The sequence below is a fragment of the Sphingobium herbicidovorans genome (genome assembly GCF_002080435.1).
Taxonomy (GTDB): domain Bacteria; phylum Pseudomonadota; class Alphaproteobacteria; order Sphingomonadales; family Sphingomonadaceae; genus Sphingobium; species Sphingobium herbicidovorans.
The window spans coordinates 984,323-999,098 of sequence record NZ_CP020538.1; the positions used below are offsets into that span (position 1 = coordinate 984,323).

Consider the following 14,776-nt stretch of genomic DNA (forward strand, 5'->3'; position numbering starts at 1 on the left):
ATGCAGCCTGTCGTTTCCCCGTCTTCCCGCCTTGGCCAGTCCTTCCGGACCAGCGTGCGCGCCCTGCTTCTGTCCTCGATCCTGCTGGGGTCGAGCTTCAGCCATGTCACCGCGCAGACCGTCGGTGACGATGACAATGTCGCGACGCAGCAGCTGAACCTGCCCAAGGACGTGACCGTATTCGGCAAAGCCGATCCCAACGTCCGCAGGGCGACCGCAATCGTCAATGGCCGCATCATCACGGGCACTGACGTCGATCAGCGCCTGGCGCTGATCATCACGGCCAATGGCGGCAAGGTGGCGGCAGAGGAGAAGGAACGGCTGCGCGTCCAGGTGCTGCGCAACCTGATCGACGAAGCGCTCCAGATTCAGGAGGCGGCCGCCAACGACATCAAGATCGACAAGGCGGAAATCGACCAGAGCTATCAACGGGTTGCGGCGAATTTCCGCCAGTCGCCCGCCCAGTTCGACCAATATCTTCGCGCGCAGGGCAGCGCGCCTGCCAGCATCCGGCGTCAGATCGAGGGCGAACTGGCCTGGAGCCGCCTGCTTCGCCGCAATATTCAGCCCTTCGTTAACGTATCCGCCGACGAGGTGAAGTCGGTGGTCGACCGCATGAACGCGGCCAAGGGCAGCGACGAATACCGCATCGGTGAGATCTACCTGTCGGCGACCCCCGAAAATCAGGCGCAGATCGCCACGAACGCGCGCAACATCATCGAACAGATCAAACAGGGCGGCAGCTTCGCCGCCTATGCACGGCAATTTTCGGAAGCCTCGACCGCCGCAGTCGGCGGTGATCTGGGCTGGGTTCGCCCTGCCCAATTGCCGGACGAACTCGCGCAGGCCGCAAACGAAATGCAGGTTGGGCAGCTCGCAGGCCCCATCCCCGTTCCGGGCGGCATGTCGGTCATCTACGTCATGGACAAGCGCAAGGTGCTGACCGCCGATCCGCGCGACGCGCTGCTCAGCCTCAAACAGCTGTCGGTCAGCTTCCCGGCCGGCACGACCAAGGATCAGGCCAGCGCCAAGGCGGCGGCTTTCGCCGCGCAGACCAAATCGATCAAGGGCTGCGGCCAGGCCAATGAACTGGGCGGCAAGATCGGCGCAGACGTCGTGGATAACGATAATGTGAAGGTTCGCGACCTGCCGCCGCAGTTGCAGGACATCCTGCTTGGGCTGCAAGTTGGTGAAGCCACGCCGCCCTTCGGATCGATCAATGATGGCGTGCGCGTTCTGGTCGTCTGCGGCCGTGACGAAGCCGGGGGGGCTGCGGCTCCCAATCCTGACCAGATCATGGCTCAATTGGAAGAAGAACGGGTCAACAAGCGCGCTCGCATCTATTTGCGTGATCTTCGCCGCGATGCCGTCATCGACTATAACTGATCCCGGCTCGGCTCGCACGGAGCTGCCGCCCTTCGCGGTTTCGCTCGGCGATCCGGCGGGGATAGGCCCGGAAATCGTCGCGAAGAGCTGGGCGATGCGAGAGGCGCGCGGCCTGCCCGCCTTCTTCGCGGTCGGAGACGCGGCTTCGCTGCGTCGCGTCTGGCAAGGCCCGGTCACGCTCATCACGACGCCCGAGGAAGCAGGGGCGGTGTTCGATAGCGCCCTCCCCTGCCTGCAGGTTGCCGAGGCCGGAGAAATCATTCCGGGCACCCCCAGCCTCGATGGCGCGCGCACCGCATTTCAGGCGCTGGAAGCGGCTGTCGGCGTCGCCCGAACCGGATCGGCGGCGGGGATCGTGACGGCCCCGGTCGGCAAGGAACAGCTTTACGGCGTCGGCTTCACCCATCCCGGTCAAACGGAATTTGTGGCGGAGCGATGCGGGGTAGCGGCGCACAATGCCGTGATGATGCTCGCTGGCCCTTCGCTCAAGGTCGTGCCGGTCACCATCCATATTCCGCTTGCGGATGTATCCGCGGCTCTGACGATCGACCTCATCCGGGCGCGGGCGATCACCACGGTCAAGGGGCTGCAACGCAATTTCGGTGTCGCCAGGCCGCGCATCGTCGTCGCCGGACTTAACCCGCACGCCGGCGAAGGCGGGGCGCTGGGCCGTGAGGAAATCGACATCATCGGGCCCGCGATCAGGTCGTTGCGCGAAGATGGCATGGACATTGTCGGCCCGCTGTCCGCTGATGGCCTGTTTCATGCGCGCGCCCGTGAAACCTATGATGCGGTCCTGTGCATGTATCATGATCAGGCGCTCATCCCGCTAAAGACGCTGCATTTCGACGAAGGGGTGAATATCACGCTAGGCCTGCCGATTGTCCGCACCTCACCCGACCATGGCACCGCCTTCGGGATAGCAGGCACCGACAGCGCCAATCCCGGCGCGATGATGGCCGCGCTCAAAATGGCTGCCGAAGCCGCCCGGTCACGGATGGCGCATGGCGCCTGAGGCACAGCCAGTGCTACCACCGCTGCGGGACGTCATTGCGGCACACGGCTTGCAGGCGAGCAAAGCGTTGGGGCAGAATTTCCTGCTGGACGAGCAATTGCTCGACCGTATCGCTGCGATTCCCGGCCCCCTAAAGGACCAGCCCGCTTTTGAGGTCGGCCCCGGCCCCGGAGGCCTCACCCGCGCGATCCTGCGGGCGGGTGCGCGGCTTGTCGCGGTAGAGCGGGATCATCGCTGCCTTCCTGCTCTGGCAGAATTGTCGGAAGCATTCCCGCAGCAACTCCGCGTCATTTCCGGCGACGCGATGCAGATCGACGCGCGGGCGGAGGCTGGCGATAACGCCCACATTATCGCCAACCTGCCCTATAATGTCGGCACCGCCCTGCTGGTTGGCTGGCTTTCGACAGAGTGGAATCCGCTGCCCTGGTGGTCCTCGCTCACCCTCATGTTCCAGATGGAAGTGGCCGAACGCATTGTCGCAAAGCCCGGCGGCGACCATTATGGCCGCCTCGCCATCCTGTCCCAATGGCGCAGCGACGCGCGTATTGCGATGAAGGTCCACCGCAGCGCCTTTACGCCGCCGCCCAAGGTGATGTCCGCCGTGGTCCACATCACGCCCAAACCCGCCCCGGCAGACGTGCAGCTAAAACTGCTTGAACGGTTGACGGCTGCCGCCTTCGGTCAACGCCGCAAGATGTTGCGCCAAAGCCTGAAGGGGCTTCCCGGCGCACTGGATGCCTTGCACATTGTCGGCATCGATCCTCAACGACGCGCGGAAACCGTCAGCGTCGAAGAATTTGTGGAAGTGGCGCGAGTGCTGGGGCGCTCTTGATCGGGCAGGCTAGCAGGCGCGCACGGCGGCTTGCTAACCGCCAGAGCAAAAGACGCAGAAAGCCAGGCAAAAGCTGAAATTCAACCGTCAAACTGCCTGACGGCTCAGCGATAATGGCCCGATGCCATCTCCGCGGCTCCGCGTGAAAAAATCCGCTGCCATGAGATACAGGCGGCCGACCTAAACGACCCCGTCCCCCGAATCGTAAAATCCAGCCTCAGGGCGTTTCGGTTACCGGAGCCTTCGGCGCCGCCACGCCGTCCTTGGCGCTCAGCACCGTCGCGGGTGGCCCCTTCTCGATCGCCGCCGCCAGCTTGCCGACAGCCGCACAATCGGACTTACAGGCGTTGCGGGCCTGAACAAGATTTTCCTTGGCCTTGGCGACGGCGCCCTTTTCGACCATCGCTTCGCCCTGACCGACCAGTGCATTCACGTCAGATGGGTCGAGCAGCAGCGCCTCGCGATAAAAGCGGATCGCCTTGCCCTGAAGCCCCTGCGCGCGCGCCACCTCTGCCAGCTCAATATAGGCCGAGCGATTGCGAGGATCGATTACCAGCGCCGTTTCCAGTGCGTCGTTGGCCGCGCTCAAATTGCCCGCCTTGCGCGCAACCGCCCCGGCCTGCTGCCATTCAACCGACAGCGGCGAAATCTGCGTGTCCGGTCGCTGGGTCATGCCCACGCTTGACACGGTGGTCAGCACGGCGGCCAGGGCGATCGAAGCGGGGGTAAAACGCATGCACAACTCCAGCCATGTTTCAGGCGTTGATTCTTTCCAACTGTCGTCATTTTGGCGGGGCTTGTCCATCGCCTCTTTCATGCCGTGCGCGCAAGCCTGGCGAAATAGAAACCGTCCGTCGCATCATGGCCGGGTGTCAGCAGTAGGCCATCGCCATGGTCGCGACCTTGCCCAATGCCCAGCGGCTCTGCCGTCCATCCGTCATGACGTTTCAGGAACCCCCGCACCTGCCCTGCCCCCTCCCGGTCCGTCAGCGCGCAGGTAGCGTAAACCAGCGCGCCGCCCGGCGCCAGCAGGGGCGCGGCGAAATCCAATATGCGCGCCTGTTCCTGCACCAGCCGATCGAGCCGGGCGGGCGTCATGCGCCAGCGTGCCTCCGGGTTGCGCCGCCAGGTGCCGGTGCCTGAACAGGGCGCATCGACCAGCACCACATCCGCTCGGCCTTTCAGACCATCCAGCGCGCGCGCCTCATGCCCCTGGTCCAGCAACAGCGTCTCGATAAAGGTCGCCCCCGCCCGCTCGGCGCGCGGCGCGAGGCGAGAAAGCCGGGACCGGATCGTATCGGCCGCGATCAGCCGACCCCTGCCCGCCATCGCCGCGGCGAGCGCCAGCGTCTTGCCCCCCGCCCCGGCGCACAGGTCGATCACGGTCATGCCCGCCTCAGCCCCGCAGGCCGCCGAGATCAGCTGACTCCCGGCATCCTGCACCTCGACCAGCCCCTGCTTCCACGCATCGCTCTGCTCGACCGGCCAGCCTTCCGGCAAGCGTAGAGCATCCGGCAAACCGTCGATCGCAACCGCCTCAGGGAAAAATGTCGAGACCTGATCCGGCGTCGCCTTCAACCGGTTCACGCGCAAATCGACCGGCGCCCTGCCCAACAGTCCATCCTGCTCGACCGGCTCCGCCAGCAGCGGCGTCAGCCAACCCGGCACGGCGCCTGAAACGGCCCCCGGTTCATCGGGCGCAATTGGCGCAGGCGCATGAGGCGACCCGTCGAACAGCGCGGCGATCTCCGCCCGTTCACGCGCGAGGCCCACCATCGCCGCGCGACCGCTTTCCGGTCGATCCGCCGCCCGGCGCACAGCGTCATAGACATGATCGCGCACAGCCCGCCGATCGCGCGATCCGGCGTAGCGCCGTTCCTTGAAATAGCGGGCGATCAGCGTGTCTGCGGCGGGACCGCCATCACGCGCCGAAGCGATGATGGCGTCGAGCAATTCTATCGCGGCCTGCACCCGCGCCGCAGGCGTCATCCGACCAGGCTCTTAACGGGTCGGATAATTGGGCGCTTCCCGCGTAATGGTGACATCATGCACATGGCTTTCGGACAGGCCCGCATTGGTGATCTGCACGAAACGCGCCCGCTCCTGCAGGTCCTTGATCGTGCGGCTGCCGGTATAGCCCATTGCCGCCTTCACGCCGCCGACCAACTGATGAATAACATCCTTGGCCGGACCCTTGAACGGCACCTGGCCCTCAATCCCTTCGGGCACCAGCTTCATCTGGTCCTTGATGTCGGCCTGGAAATAGCGGTCGGCCGATCCGCGCGCCATCGCGCCGACGCTGCCCATGCCGCGATAGCTCTTATAGGCGCGGCCTTGATACAGGAACGTCTCGCCCGGCGCCTCTGCCGTCCCGGCCAGCAATGACCCGACCATGACGCATCCCGCGCCCGCCGCCAGCGCCTTCGCCAGATCGCCGGATGTGCGCAGGCCGCCATCGGCGATTACCGGCACGCCCTGCTTGGCTGCTTCGGCCGCAGCATCCATGACGGCGGTCAACTGCGGCACGCCCACGCCCGCGACGACCCGCGTGGTGCAGATCGAACCGGGGCCTATGCCGACCTTCACACAATCCGCGCCAGCATCGATCAGTGCCTTGGCCGCCTCTGCGGTCGCGACATTGCCCGCCACGACCTGAACATGGTTGGACAGCCGCTTTACCGCTTCCACCGCAACCGAAACCTGCTTGCTATGGCCATGCGCGGTGTCGATGACGATCAGGTCGCATTCGGCGTCGATCAGCGCCTCGCTCCGCTCAAGTCCCTTATCACCAACGGTCGTCGCCGCAGCGACGCGCAGACGGCCCGATCCATCCTTGGTGGCCTGCGGATAGGTGACAGCCTTCTCGATATCCTTGACGGTGATCAGGCCAACGCAATGATAGTCGTCATCAACCACCAGCAGCTTTTCGATCCGGCGCTGGTGCAGCAGGCGCTGCGCCTCGTCCTGACCGACGCCCAGCTTGACCGTGGCCAGATTGTCCTTGGTCATCAGCTCGCTGACCGGCTGGGCCGGATTCTCCGCAAAGCGGGTGTCGCGATGTGTGAGGATACCGACCAGCTTGCCGCTCTGCTCTACCACCGGGATGCCGCTGATCTTGTGCCGCTGCATCAGCATCTGCGCATCGGCCAGCGTGGCGGTCGGCAGGATGGTGATGGGATTGACCACCATGCCGCTCTCAAACCGCTTGACCGCGCGCACCGCATCCGCCTGCTCCTCGACAGACAGGTTGCGGTGAAGCACGCCGATACCGCCCAGCTGCGCCATGACGATCGCCATGTCGGCCTCCGTCACCGTATCCATCGCGGACGACAGGATAGGGATGTTCAGCTTGATCTGCTTGGTCACATAGGTGCTGGTGTCCGCCTGGCTGGGCAACACATCGGATTCGCCGGGCTGCAACAGCACGTCGTCAAAGGTGAGGCCAAGGCGGATATCCATGGAAAAAGCCACTTTCTGCTGGGGGACCGCGGACAAGCCCCCGGGGATTTGTGGCGGCCCATGTAACCATTTCGTGCCCAAACGGCCAGACCCCCGGAGCATTTTATTGCAGCGCGGCGAGCATCGGCTTTCCGGCGCCGCGATGCGCCGGGTTGGGCAGCGCGTAGATCACTGTCCTGACGCAAGCGATCCTCGCCCGTCGGCGGCAAATTCCGCCCTGCCCGCGATTTGACGGCCCCTCGCGAGCGGACGAAAAAGGGGCCCGACCATTGGCCGCGCCCCTCCCCAGGTCATTGTCGCGCCTTTACGCCCCGGCAGGCGTCGGGTCTCCGAACGGCCCCTTGCGCTTGCGCGTCTTGGGGATCGAAGAACCCGCCGTCGGGATCGCCGAAGGCTTGATCGTCGTGCCATCCTCGCGCGTGATCTCGCCCTTGTCGAGCAGCGTCTTGATCTCCTCGCCGCTCAGCGTTTCATATTCCAGCATCGCGTTGGCGAGCAGATGCAGCTGGTCCTCATGACCCTTCAGGATATCCTGCGCCCGAGCATAGCCCTGCTCCACCAGCCCGCGAATTTCCTTGTCGATCAGCTTCGCCGTCTCGTCCGACATATGGACGCGCTGGCTCTGCGAATAACCGAGGAAGGTTTCGCCCTGCTGTTCTTCATATTGCAGCGGACCCAGCTTGTCCGACATGCCCCATTGCGTGACCATGTCACGGGCCAGCTTGGTGGCGTACTGGATGTCGCCCGACGCGCCCGATGACACCTTGTCATAGCCAAAGACAATCTCCTCGGCCACGCGTCCGCCCATGGCGACGGCCATGTTCGCGTGCATCTTGTCGCGGTGATAGCTGTAGCTGTCCCGCTCCGGCAGGCGCATGACCATGCCCAGCGCACGACCGCGGGGAATGATCGTCGCCTTGTGGATCGGGTCGGACGCCGGTTCATGAACAGCGACGATGGCATGGCCCGCCTCATGATAGGCAGTCATCTTCTTCTCATCGTCGGTCATGACCATCGAGCGGCGCTCGCTGCCCATCATGACCTTGTCCTTGGCCGCTTCAAACTCGTCCATGGCGACCAGGCGCTTGCCACGCCGCGCCGCCATCAGCGCCGCTTCGTTGACCAGGTTGGCGAGGTCAGCGCCCGAGAAGCCCGGCGTACCGCGCGCGATGGTGCGCGGGTTGACGTCCGGCGCCAGCGGCACCTTCTTCATATGGACGGCCAGGATTTTCTCGCGGCCCTCGATGTCGGGGCGGGGCACCACGACCTGACGGTCGAAGCGGCCCGGACGCAGCAGCGCGGGGTCAAGCACGTCAGGGCGGTTGGTCGCCGCGACGATGATGATGCCCTCATTCGCCTCGAAACCGTCCATCTCGACCAGCAGCTGATTCAGCGTCTGCTCGCGCTCGTCATTGCCATTGCCCAGGCCCGCGCCACGATGGCGGCCGACAGCGTCGATTTCGTCGATGAAGACGATGCAGGGTGCGTTCTTCTTGGCCTGCTCGAACATGTCGCGCACGCGGCTCGCGCCCACGCCCACGAACATTTCAACGAAGTCCGAACCCGAAATGGTGAAGAAAGGCACGCCCGCTTCACCCGCAATCGCACGAGCCAGCAACGTCTTGCCGGTGCCGGGCGAGCCGACCAGCAGCGCGCCTTTGGGAATCTTGCCGCCGAGACGCGCGAACTTGGTTGGGTCTTTCAGGAACTCGACGATTTCCTGCAATTCCTCGCGCGCTTCGTCGATGCCGGCGACGTCATCGAATGTCACCTTGCCATGCTTTTCGGTCAGCAGCTTGGCCTTGGACTTGCCAAAGCCCATCGCGCCGCCCGCGCCGCCGCCCTTCTGCATCTGACGCAGCACGAAGAAAGCGATGCCCAGAATCAGCAGGAACGGCAGCGACTGGTAGATCAGGATCATCCAGAAGCTGGGCTGTTCCTCGGTCTGGCCGGAATATTTGACGTTAAAATCGTCCAGCAGCCCGGTCAGGCCCGGATCATTGACGGGCACGGTGTTGAACCGCTGCCCGCTCGATAGCGTGCCGGTGATCTTGTCAGGAGCGATGGCGACGTCCTTGACCTGCCCTTCCTGCACCTTGGACCGGAATTCGGAATAGGCGATGCCGCTGCCCGCCTGCGAAGCGGTGCGGCTGTCGAACATGGAGACGAAGAGAAGCAGCGCGACAATCACGCCCGCCCAAATCATCGCACTCTTGATCCAGGGGTTACCCTGCGGGTCCTTCTCGTCGTTCATCATCACTCTCTTTCACCTGGCAAGATAGGATGCTCCGGCGAAATCGCAAGCTGGGCGATCAAACCCCAGGGGGATCATCCGCCGACGAATTGCGACAGGGCGATATAGGCCAGGATCACCGCGACACCCGCCGACACACCACACAGCAGATAACCGGCGGAAAGCAGCATCGGCGGATGCGGCTGGGCCAATTTGCGGTTACGTTGCGCTGCCGAAAGGATCACGCTGGTCAGCACGCCATAGGTCAGCGCCGCAAATTCGAACATAACTCACTTTCCATGCTTGGAGGGCAGGCTCAATAAGCATGCACGCTATTAAGGAAAGGTCATTGCGCTGCAACATTTCGACGGAGCGAGGCTATCGCGCGTCAGCCCGTGGAACCTTTCCGTAACGACCTTCCAGAGCGGCCGCGGCAGTCAGCGATGGCCGTCCTCAGCGCCGAGCGGGAGCGAGACTCACCACCCATTCTTCGCCGCCCTCCAGCAGCGCGGACCCGATGCTGGCCTTTCTGCCCTGCGCCGCCAAACCAATTGCGCGATCCAGCGTGTCGCCGCGCGGCGAAGCACCCGGGTCGAATTTGGCAAGCATCCGCAACAGCAGCCGCCGCAACAGTTCGCGCGGAAAATCGGTGCGGTCCAGCAACCAAACGGCGCCTCTCGCGCGGACATGCCGGGCTTCCAGCCCATCCACAATCCAGTTCATCGCCTCCTCGCACTCGGCCAGCGCGGCTGCGCTGCGAACGGTTGCCTGCGGATCGATCCAGTCCGCTCCCGCCAGATGCCGGCGAATCATCGCACGATCGAAGCGCGTATCCGTGTTGGAAGGATCGTTGACGAAGGGAATTTGCCGCGACTGCGCATATTCCAGAAGCTGCGCCCGCCGCGCGCCTAGCAACGGGCGCAATATATGCCCCTGCCGCGCCCGGATTCCGGCCAACCCGCTGACACCCGCTCCACGATTCAGACGCATCAGCACCGTTTCCAGTTGATCGTCGGCATGGTGGGCGGTGAACAGCCAGTCTATGTTTCGTCTCGTCCGCCAAAGCTCCAGCGCCGCATAGCGCTGCAACCGCGCCCATCGCTGGACATTGCCGGTCAGGGGGTTGGCCGGGTGCAGCACTTCATGCGGGATGCCCCGATCGCGGCACCATTGGGCCACCATCGCCGCTTCGTCGGCGGACTCCTGCCTTAACCCATGATCGACCGTCGCGGCCTCCACGCGACCCGGAAAAACATGGGCAGCCAAATCCAGCAGCGCCATGCTGTCAGGCCCGCCGGAAACCGCGACGCCAAAACGCAGCTTGCCATGCTCGCCCGTCAAAGCCCGGACGGCCCGCCCCAGCAGCGCGTCGAGACCCGGCTCAACCGATGGCGGCGCGGCCATGCTGCTTTAGCTGCACTTCGCCTTGGCGCGGCCCTTGTCCATCATGCTCCGCTGCGTGCCCGACAGGCTCGCGCCATAGACCTGCTCCAGTTCCGCATAAACCTTGCATGCGTCGGCCGGCTTTTTCAGCTGCATCAACGCTTCGCCCAGCCATGTCAGACTGTCGGCGGCACGGTCGCCATTGGGCCGTTTCTGGTAATTTTCGTAGAAAGTGACCGACGCGAGCGCAGGCTTGCCATCGTCCAGATAGGCGCGGCCGAGCAGGTTGGCCGCACGGCTCGCCACCGGCGCAGAGCCATATTTATCGACCGTCGCCTTCAGCTGCGCCTGCGCTTCGGGATAGAATTTGGCATCCCACAACCGGAAGCCGTAAGTATAGGCGTCGCCAGCGGCATCGCCCGTCGATGGCCGCTCGATCGCCGCGACCGCTGCCTTGCGCGCTTCGCTGGCCGCGCCGTTGGCGCCCGGCGTGGGCCTCGGGGGCGTCGATGCCACAGGTTCTGTCGATACGCCCGGTCGCACGGGCGGCGGAGCCACCACTTCGGCGCGGCTCTGCGCCTCGGCCTTATATTTGTTGAACGCGTCTTCCAGCTGCCGGATCTTGAAGCTGTTTTCCTCAACCTGCCCGGTCATGGACGCAAGCTGCGATTCCAGCGCGCCCACCCGCGCCATCAGGTCGGAAACCGGCGAGGATGATGGCGTTCCCGGCGCAACGGTGGGGGGCGCGGGAGGCGTGATCTCCGCCTGCAGCGGCGCGCCTGCGGGAAAAACCTTGCGCTGCACGGCGCGCATTTCCTTTTCCAGCCGGTCTACGCGCACGTCCAGCGCGACATTCTGGGCCGCAGCTGCCGGTGCAATCGCAACCAGCCCCGGCGCACCCAGCAGCAAGGCGGTCGTCGCAAATAAGGCGTAACGCATGATCTTCCCCGACTTGAACATTTCCCCGGACGATGCGGCCATGAACCGCACCTCTCACCCTTAACCATAAGGCGATATTCGCCGCCGTAAAGCGCGACCTGCGACGGCTCAACACCCGATGGCGGCGTGTCCTTACTCTGGGGCGGCGGGCGGAGCGGCAGGCGCCGGAGCCGCCTCCGGTATAGCGGGCGCGACGCTTCCGGTGACGGGCTGGACCGGCGGCGCCTGCCTCGCGGCGGGAGCGGGCGATGGCGCAGCGGCGGGAGCGGCGGCAGGAGCAGCGCGCGCCAGCAGCGCAGCGGCGGAAACCGGAACGTCTGAAATCGTCCGGTCTGGCGCACCCAATGGCGCGACCGGCTTGCCGCCGACAGTCACCGCCAGGGCCTGCGGACGGCCGGTCAGGATCATCGGATTGCGGGCGCTGTCGGGCAGGGTAAAGCTCTCACCCTTCTTCATCAGCCCGTCCTTCAGGCGCTCGCCCGCTTCGTCATAGATACGCAACCAGACGTCATCGGTCGCCGTAAACACCACCGTCTGCGCCACTGGGGCTGGAGCAGGCGCACCAGGCGCGGGCCTGTCGGCAGCGGCGGGCCTCGCCTGCTCTGCCACGATCTGCTGCTCCGTGGGCGGCGTCAGCATCTGCGTACGCCAGATGGTAAACCCTGCAACCAGCAGGACAACGATCGCGGCCGCAGTCCACGCCAGCGCGCGGGAAGGCACGCGGGCCGGATCGGCAGGTTCAAAGGCTTCATAACGGTTGGCGCCCAAATCGGAATTGTGGACGGCGTTACGCACATCGGCGGCTATGGCCACCTCGTCCAGACCGATGGAGCGGGCATAGGCACGGGCAAAACCCACGGCATAGGGAATGCCCGGCAGGGCCGAATAATCGTCGCGCTCGATCGCTTCCAGCTGGCGTTGGGCGATGCGGGTGCGGGTCGCCACATCCTGTATCGACAATCCCTGCGCCTCGCGCGCGGCGCGCAGCTTCGCGCCGGGGGTGCTGGCCTGCGCATCCGACGCCACAGCGCCGGTTTCCAGTTCGGGTTGTTCTGCCATGCTGCTCCGCGATCTTTGAAGCCGGTCTTGTCTCATTCCGGTACGGGGATTGTCAACGCCGCCGCAGCGGCATACCGCCCATTTACCGGTTTAATTCAGTTCGATGCCCCGCTCGGTGGCCCATTGCGTCAATACGCCGCGCACATCGACCACCCCCTTGTCCAGCAGGTCGCGCATCAACGCCTGCAACTGCGCTGCGTCGATGGCGCGGATCATCGCCTTGACCGGCCCGACAGAAGCCGGGGTGATCGACAGCCGCCGCACGCCCAGGCCCACGAGCGCCATAGCCTCCAGCGTGCGTCCGCCCATCTCGCCACATACGCCCACCGGCACCTTATAGGCCTCGCATGTCCGCACCACCCGGTCCAAAAAGCGCAGGATCGCGATGCTGAGCCAGTCATAACGCTCCGCGAGCTTGGGATGCGCGCGATCCGCCGCGAACAGGAATTGCGTCAGGTCATTGGTACCGATCGACAGGAAATCCAGCCGGGGCAGCAGCAGGTCCAGCACCTCGGCCAGCGCCGGCACTTCCAGCATCGCGCCATAGCGCACGCCGGTCGGCACCTTCTTGCGCTGCGAAACCAGCCATTCGCGCTGATGCTCGACCAGAGCGCGCGCCTGCTCATATTCCCATGGTTCCGACACCATGGGGAACATGATGTTGAGTATCTTGCCCGCCGACGCCTCCAGCAGCGCGCGGGCCTGCGCCTTCATCAATCCATCGCGGTCGAGCGCCAGCCGCAACGCGCGCCAGCCCATTGCCGGATTGTCCTCCAGCTCCTCTTCCTCATCGCGCTGCATATAGGGCAGCGCCTTGTCGCCACCGATATCGACCGTGCGGAAGATGACGGGACGGTCACCCGCCGCATCCAGCACATCCTTGTAAAGCCGCTGCTGCTTTTCCCGCTGCGGCAGCGTTGCCGACACCAGGAACTGAAATTCGGTGCGGAACAGCCCGATGCCGTCCGCACCCACCAGATCAAGCGCCTGCGCATCTTCGCGCAGTCCGGCGTTGACCATCAGCTCGATGCGCTGTCCGTCAAGCGTCACGGACGGCAGGTCGCGCATGGCGGCGAACTCGGCGCGACGCTTCTGCGTCACATGCAGCCTGTTCTCGAACGCCTCGTCCATGTCGGGCGTAGGCCGGATCAGCAGGCTGTTGGCGGCGACGTCCATCAGGATCAGGTCGCCCTCATTCACCTGATGGCGGATATCGCGCACACGCCCCAGAACCGGGACGCCCATGGCGCGCGCGACTATGGTGACATGCGCGGTCAGCGATCCTTCCTCCAGGATCACCCCCTTCAACCGCCGCCGGTCATATTCCAGCAGTTCGGCAGGCCCCAGGTTGCGCGCGATCAGGATCGCGTCCTGCCGCAACCCCATCTGCGCCGCCGTGCCCAACTGGCCCGACACGATCCGCAGCAGCCGGTTCGCCAGATCCTCCAGATCGTGCATCCGGTCGGACAATAGCGGGTCATCGATCTGCCGCATGCGCATGCGCGTGCGCTGCTGCACCCGCTCGATCGCCGCTTCCGCGGTAAGGCCGCTGTCGATCGCTTCGTTGATCCGCCGCGTCCAACCCTCGTCATAGGCGAACATCTTGTAGGTTTCGAGAACCTCCTGATGCTCCCCCTCCATGCCGAATTCGACCGCGCCGGTCATGCGGTCGATCTGCTCGCGCATCTTGGTGAAAGCGGAAATGACGCGCTGGCGTTCGGCCTCGGTATCCTCGGCGACCGTATGTTCGATATGAACGCGCGGCTGGTGGAAAACGGCGTGCCCACGCGCCATGCCCATGACGAGTTGCAGGCCGTTCAGCATGATCGTGCCGGTATCATGCACCCGCGAATCCGCAGGCCCATCGTCGGCCAGTTCGGCATTAGCGATCAGTTCGGACAGCACCATCGCGACCGTCTGCAACGCCTCGATCTCTACCTCTTCATAACGGCGCGGTTCCACATGCTGCACGCACAGGACGCCGATCGCACGCTCGCGCCGGACGATCGGGACGCCCGCAAAGCTGTGGAACAATTCCTCGCCCGTTTCCGGTCGATAGCTATAGTCGGGATGCGCCGCTGCCTCGTCCAGGTTCAGCGTCTCCACATTGGTCGCGATCAGGCCGACAAGCCCCTCGCCCTTCGCCATGCGGGTGACATGTACGGCTTCCTGCTTCAGCCCGCGTGTCGCGAACAGTTCCAGCACGCCCTCGCGAACCAGATAGATGGAGCAGACCTCGCTGGAGAGCGCCTGGCCGATGATATCGACCACCTTGTTCAGCTTCGCCTGCGCGCTCGTGCGCGCGGCCATCACCTCCTGCAAACGGGTCAATATCTGGCGGGCGGCGGCGGCGGGCGTCGTGGGCATATGACAGCGCTATCAGATCGCGCGGTTCCTTTCCAAGGGGAAGTCAGGGTTAATGAAAGGGGAAATCCATCGAAATGATCGAAAAGCGGCAGGACACATTGCG

Annotated in this window: 12 protein-coding genes; 3 read left to right on the forward strand and 9 right to left on the reverse strand. The window is 64.7% G+C overall.

Going from position 1 to position 14,776, the window contains the following annotated elements; all coding sequences use genetic code 11:
- Genes B6S01_RS04760 through rsmA form a run of 3 tightly spaced genes read left to right on the forward strand, consistent with a single transcriptional unit; the run spans window position 1 to window position 3,233 of the window.
- On the forward strand, window positions 1-1,386 hold the full coding sequence (locus tag B6S01_RS04760; protein ID WP_037461512.1) for a peptidylprolyl isomerase: 1,386 nt from the start codon (window positions 1-3) through the stop codon (window positions 1,384-1,386).
- Window positions 1,364-2,401: a 4-hydroxythreonine-4-phosphate dehydrogenase PdxA gene (pdxA, locus tag B6S01_RS04765; RefSeq protein WP_037462224.1), complete on the forward strand. Its 1,038-nt coding sequence runs from the start codon at window positions 1,364-1,366 to the stop codon at window positions 2,399-2,401. Before B6S01_RS04760 ends, pdxA begins: the two co-directional genes overlap by 23 nt.
- Window positions 2,391-3,233, forward strand: a complete 843-nt coding sequence (gene rsmA, locus B6S01_RS04770; protein WP_037461510.1) for a 16S rRNA (adenine(1518)-N(6)/adenine(1519)-N(6))-dimethyltransferase RsmA — start codon at window positions 2,391-2,393, stop codon at window positions 3,231-3,233. Before pdxA ends, rsmA begins: the two co-directional genes overlap by 11 nt.
- Before the next feature lie 217 nt (window positions 3,234-3,450).
- On the opposite strand, the gene B6S01_RS04775 is transcribed toward rsmA, so the two are convergent.
- The 9 genes from B6S01_RS04775 to ptsP form a co-directional block, all read right to left on the reverse strand.
- Window positions 3,451-3,969 (reverse strand): hypothetical protein, encoded by a 519-nt coding sequence (locus tag B6S01_RS04775; protein WP_037462221.1) that lies wholly within the window; start codon window positions 3,967-3,969, stop codon window positions 3,451-3,453.
- Between the two features lie 77 nt (window positions 3,970-4,046).
- Window positions 4,047-5,222 carry an RsmB/NOP family class I SAM-dependent RNA methyltransferase gene (locus tag B6S01_RS04780; RefSeq protein ID WP_037461508.1) on the reverse strand — a complete coding sequence of 392 codons (1,176 nt, stop codon included), beginning with the start codon at window positions 5,220-5,222 and terminating at the stop codon, window positions 4,047-4,049.
- A gap of 12 nt (window positions 5,223-5,234) precedes the next feature.
- Entirely contained in the window at window positions 5,235-6,692 is a 1,458-nt protein-coding gene (guaB, locus tag B6S01_RS04785) for an IMP dehydrogenase (protein ID WP_037461506.1), read from the reverse strand.
- A 304-nt stretch (window positions 6,693-6,996) separates the two neighbouring features.
- Window positions 6,997-8,946 carry an ATP-dependent zinc metalloprotease FtsH gene (gene ftsH, locus B6S01_RS04790; protein ID WP_037462218.1) on the reverse strand — a complete coding sequence of 650 codons (1,950 nt, stop codon included), beginning with the start codon at window positions 8,944-8,946 and terminating at the stop codon, window positions 6,997-6,999.
- 74 nt (window positions 8,947-9,020) lie between these two features.
- Window positions 9,021-9,212, reverse strand: coding sequence for a hypothetical protein (locus tag B6S01_RS04795; protein ID WP_037461503.1), 192 nt, complete (start codon window positions 9,210-9,212; stop codon window positions 9,021-9,023).
- A gap of 166 nt (window positions 9,213-9,378) precedes the next feature.
- The gene (gene tilS, locus B6S01_RS04800; protein ID WP_037461501.1) at window positions 9,379-10,329 is read right to left on the reverse strand and encodes a tRNA lysidine(34) synthetase TilS; all 951 of its coding nucleotides are present in this window, start codon (window positions 10,327-10,329) and stop codon (window positions 9,379-9,381) included.
- 6 nt (window positions 10,330-10,335) lie between these two features.
- A complete protein-coding gene (locus B6S01_RS04805) occupies window positions 10,336-11,247 on the reverse strand; it encodes a tol-pal system YbgF family protein (protein WP_037462215.1) in 912 nt (303 codons plus the stop codon).
- Window positions 11,248-11,379: 132 nt separating this feature from the next.
- A complete protein-coding gene (locus B6S01_RS04810; RefSeq protein ID WP_037461499.1) occupies window positions 11,380-12,306 on the reverse strand; it encodes a helix-turn-helix domain-containing protein in 927 nt (308 codons plus the stop codon).
- Between the two features lie 90 nt (window positions 12,307-12,396).
- Window positions 12,397-14,673 carry a phosphoenolpyruvate--protein phosphotransferase gene (ptsP, locus tag B6S01_RS04815; RefSeq protein WP_037461497.1) on the reverse strand — a complete coding sequence of 759 codons (2,277 nt, stop codon included), beginning with the start codon at window positions 14,671-14,673 and terminating at the stop codon, window positions 12,397-12,399.
- Window positions 14,674-14,776 lie beyond the last annotated feature (103 nt).

Excerpts from the sequence above, each read along its gene's own strand:
- ptsP (WP_037461497.1), bottom strand. The coding sequence starts at position 14,673 with ATGCCCACGACGCCCGCCGCCGCCGCCCGCCAGATATTGACCCGTTTG.
- B6S01_RS04810 (WP_037461499.1), bottom strand. The coding sequence starts at position 12,306 with ATGGCAGAACAACCCGAACTGGAAACCGGCGCTGTGGCGTCGGATGCG.
- tilS (WP_037461501.1), bottom strand. The coding sequence starts at position 10,329 with ATGGCCGCGCCGCCATCGGTTGAGCCGGGTCTCGACGCGCTGCTGGGG.
- B6S01_RS04760 (WP_037461512.1), top strand. The coding sequence starts at position 1 with ATGCAGCCTGTCGTTTCCCCGTCTTCCCGCCTTGGCCAGTCCTTCCGG.
- guaB (WP_037461506.1), bottom strand. The coding sequence starts at position 6,692 with ATGGATATCCGCCTTGGCCTCACCTTTGACGACGTGCTGTTGCAGCCC.
- B6S01_RS04795 (WP_037461503.1), bottom strand. The coding sequence starts at position 9,212 with ATGTTCGAATTTGCGGCGCTGACCTATGGCGTGCTGACCAGCGTGATC.
- B6S01_RS04780 (WP_037461508.1), bottom strand. The coding sequence starts at position 5,222 with ATGACGCCTGCGGCGCGGGTGCAGGCCGCGATAGAATTGCTCGACGCC.
- ftsH (WP_037462218.1), bottom strand. The coding sequence starts at position 8,946 with ATGAACGACGAGAAGGACCCGCAGGGTAACCCCTGGATCAAGAGTGCG.
- B6S01_RS04805 (WP_037462215.1), bottom strand. The coding sequence starts at position 11,247 with ATGCGTTACGCCTTATTTGCGACGACCGCCTTGCTGCTGGGTGCGCCG.
- B6S01_RS04775 (WP_037462221.1), bottom strand. The coding sequence starts at position 3,969 with ATGCGTTTTACCCCCGCTTCGATCGCCCTGGCCGCCGTGCTGACCACC.
- rsmA (WP_037461510.1), top strand. The coding sequence starts at position 2,391 with ATGGCGCCTGAGGCACAGCCAGTGCTACCACCGCTGCGGGACGTCATT.
- pdxA (WP_037462224.1), top strand. The coding sequence starts at position 1,364 with ATGCCGTCATCGACTATAACTGATCCCGGCTCGGCTCGCACGGAGCTG.